The sequence below is a fragment of the Caballeronia sp. SEWSISQ10-4 2 genome (assembly GCF_030464885.1).
Lineage (GTDB): Bacteria > Pseudomonadota > Gammaproteobacteria > Burkholderiales > Burkholderiaceae > Caballeronia.
This window is the reverse complement of record NZ_JALPRJ010000188.1, coordinates 1-3199: the sequence shown is the minus strand read 5'-3', so window position 1 is coordinate 3199 and position 3199 is coordinate 1. Positions and strand designations below refer to the sequence as shown.

General features: G+C 53.4%; 3 protein-coding genes. All 3 read right to left on the bottom strand.

Features of this window, described 5'->3' with window-relative positions:
* Window positions 1–128 precede the first annotated feature (128 nt).
* The gene (locus M0D69_RS43465) at window positions 129–1181 is read right to left on the bottom strand and encodes a hypothetical protein (RefSeq protein ID WP_301787953.1); all 1053 of its coding nucleotides are present in this window, start codon (window positions 1179–1181) and stop codon (window positions 129–131) included.
* Between the two features lie 900 nt (window positions 1182–2081).
* The gene (locus tag M0D69_RS43460) at window positions 2082–2561 is read right to left on the bottom strand and encodes an RES family NAD+ phosphorylase (RefSeq protein WP_301787952.1); all 480 of its coding nucleotides are present in this window, start codon (window positions 2559–2561) and stop codon (window positions 2082–2084) included.
* The gene (locus M0D69_RS43455; protein ID WP_301787951.1) at window positions 2558–3013 is read right to left on the bottom strand and encodes an antitoxin Xre/MbcA/ParS toxin-binding domain-containing protein; all 456 of its coding nucleotides are present in this window, start codon (window positions 3011–3013) and stop codon (window positions 2558–2560) included. The genes M0D69_RS43460 and M0D69_RS43455 overlap by 4 nt, the downstream gene beginning before the upstream one ends.
* Between the last annotated feature and the right edge of the window lie 186 nt (window positions 3014–3199).

The window sequence follows — 3199 nt, the reverse complement described above, 5'->3', positions numbered from 1 at the left end:
CGTTTGAACTGACCTTGTGGGTGACTTCGGGGCGAGGTATTTCCGCAGCCTGCTAGAACGGTTATAGGCACTAAAAAGTCTCAATAGTGTTCGATGTGAGTGAGTACAACGGCCTTGGCGACGCACCGTCACCGCTTTCGCTGCAGATGAAATCCCTTGTTGTCGCTGCCTTTCTCGTCTACGCGTTTGAAGGTGTCCATATCCTTCGGCCAATGGAATTGAAACATGTCGCTCCATTTCCCCCAGAACTCCCGCTCACGTTTGGAACTAGAGGGCACCTCATATCCAAGTTTTTTCGCGAGGTCGCCCAGATATACATCAAAGGCACTTTTTACTTTTTCGCCCCAGCCAATAGAGCTATAAATCGACATTTCATAGCAAAACCAAGAGATAACACCTGCGATAGCGCCGATACTGACGAAGTAAGGCACTGGCGGCGCTGAATCGTTTGCCAACCAGTGATGGAGGATCGCTCGAACGAACGCGGTAGCAGAGATAATCGCTGAAACGACTATCAGATTCATGAACATGTCGACAGCGGCGCGCGCGTCGGACAGCACGGACATGAATTCTTTCGGTATCACAGTAGTCAGTCGAGGCCAAGCGTAAATTGCCTCAATGCCGTATACCTCTGACGGATAAATTTCGAAGCTTCGGGTGACATTTCCTAGCCTTGTGCCCAGGATGTGGTCTGAATTGTCTGGGTAAGCGGTGCGGTAAGCGTCCTCTGCTTGTTTCGAAATCCACCGCAATCTTGCTTCTTCCCCGCTTGCTTGTTCGAATTGGGCATTCTCCCCATGCGCTGCCTTAATCCGCGCGGCCTCATTTGCGGCCTTTTCGTAGGCCTCGAACGCATCAGTCCACTTACGCCTCAACTTCTCAGCCCGGTCTCTTTGTATGCCTTTCGCCTTTGCGCAATTTAACGGCCAGTGATAACCCTCGAGGAAGCGATATACCCAAAGGTTCAGTACCATAAGAAAGATAGCCATTACCCAAAGGACGAACAGCAGTGCCACCATTTCGCTAATATCCTTTTTTGCCGCGAGTGCCGCTGTCAGCCAGCACCCGAAAAGCGGGATATCTCGATTCGCAAAAAGGAGCCCGCTGATTCCGAGGAGCGCCGGGAAAAAGAAACCTAAAATGAACGCCTTGTCTGCAAGCTTTGACAGTCCTGAAAACATTGTCCAGGTCACCCATTTTATTGTTTATAAATTTGCTGCCCGGGTTGCCCATTAGCTGCAGGGTCCGTCAACTTCTCTTCTTTCGTGGGTCTGTAGGTTTGGACCCAGTATCTTGAGTCGGCGTACCCCCTAAGTCGGGAACTGCACTATCACAATCGCCTAATATGCCATCGCGATCGTCATTGGTAGGTTCAGTCGGTCTTCTTTGCGCAGGTGGTGGTTCGTTCGGTTCTCCTCGCCCTTGCCGACTGGCTGCGGCGACCGGCGGTTGCTTCCGCGATTCACCACCTCCTACATCAAAAGTGCTCACGGTGCACCTCCTGCGTTGATGTTTCCGGGTTACGGCGGCAGAAGCTAACTTAGTCGAAGTGTAGGAGACGCGGGGACGGCAAACAAGACGAAAAACCATGCTACGGCAGTCGCGGCCACATTGCGATGACAGTGCCTACATGTAGTGACTCCCCCTATCCGCATCATCCAATGCGGGCGTATCCGAAATTCGTCCGATATCAACCTATCGCACCACCCCCAACGTAACCTTGTGCGCCAGCGATGTCGAACGGTTGCATGACAAAGCACGTAGGCATCGTGGCGCTTAAAATTATTTTTTGCCGATGATCCTACATTGCTAGCCACTCGGAGTGCTCACGTCTTCGACCAAGGGGAATTACTGTGATCTAATTGATTGGTAAGCTCGCTGGCTGCTACACTGCCCTGTCACCGGCGCTACACAGCGCCCTATAAGTCACTGATTGGAAAGGGATAGAAGGAGTCAAATCCTCTCGCCCCGACCGGAACAAAGCCCGCACGGCTCATGGCTGTGCGGGTTTTTTTATGCTGCTTAATCTTTGAGCAAAGCGGCCATCAAATTAGAAGATTTCTGATATAGAACTACTGTGCCTAGCTTCTTTCGTTTCTGGATAAGAGTTTCAGGATTCGGGGATCATGACGAACCTGCATTGCCGTGCTGATCTTCAAAAGGCCAGCGTCAGTATGCACAGGATTCATCAAATAGTTGTGCGCGTACGGATTGATTGCGCTCGGAACCTTAAGCAACACACTGGTTTTGCCAGCAAGCCATTCCGTCCCAGCGTCTTGTGACCAGGCCTGATTGTCCTGCCAATTTTCCGGAATGCCTTCCTCCGGGATCTCCGCAATAGTCGCACTTTCTTCGACTTCGACACGAAGCAACTGGTACGTGGCCGGCAGATCGGCGAGACTAGCAATGTCCATATGCACGATGATCTCGAGCAGCGCAGCAGAAGGATGCTCGGCCAGATACACGACCGGTTGCCCGGCGAAATGCCACCGACCGGCGGCGCGAAGTCCTCCGATACCTTTGAGGTCGGCATAGTTGCTGATTCTCCACAGGACCATCAAGCAAAGTACCCCTCGTCGATCTGGACTAGGGCCTCCTCCACCAGCCTAGCGCCGTGCTCAGTACTCACCATGTCTAGCGCGGTGCGCCCGCCGAACTTTGCCTGAGCGTTACGCAGCCATCTCATCGCCTTATCATGGTCAGCGAAAACCGCAGTGGCCTGAGCGACTATTTTGGCAAGCCGAATCGCCTTATCCGATTCCTCTGTTGAGAGGCGTTCGTGCTGCGCGCGCCGGTGGGTCAGTGTCCGGCGCGGAATGATGAATAGCAGCTCGTCGGCCTTCAATCCAAGCGCCGCCAAGCGATCAATGACCGCAATGTCTATTCGTTCGACTGCGAGCTCTGCAATGTCGGCCCCGCTACGAACAGGCGAATCGAGCAGTTCCTGGAGAATCGTGAACTCCTCCCGACGGGGATTCCCCGCGCCGCTGGGCTTGAAGGAAATGGTGATCATATGTCCCTTGTTCGTTGAATCGGCAATTTGCCCGTTCAGTATAGGCATATTGCCCACAATTGTCGACTTTGTCACTTCGCCGACCGAACTGAGCGAGGTCGATGGCGCGACGATAGCGCTGCGCGCACGACATTTATCAGGTTGCGCGAAAGACCTCGGCCTTCAGGCCGGGGATGGACAGCGCGC

Bases quoted from the DNA above. Each gene is read 5' to 3' on its own strand.
- M0D69_RS43455 (WP_301787951.1), bottom strand. From the start codon at position 3,013: ATGATCACCATTTCCTTCAAGCCCAGCGGCGCGGGGAATCCCCGTCGG.
- M0D69_RS43465 (WP_301787953.1), bottom strand. From the start codon at position 1,181: ATGTTTTCAGGACTGTCAAAGCTTGCAGACAAGGCGTTCATTTTAGGT.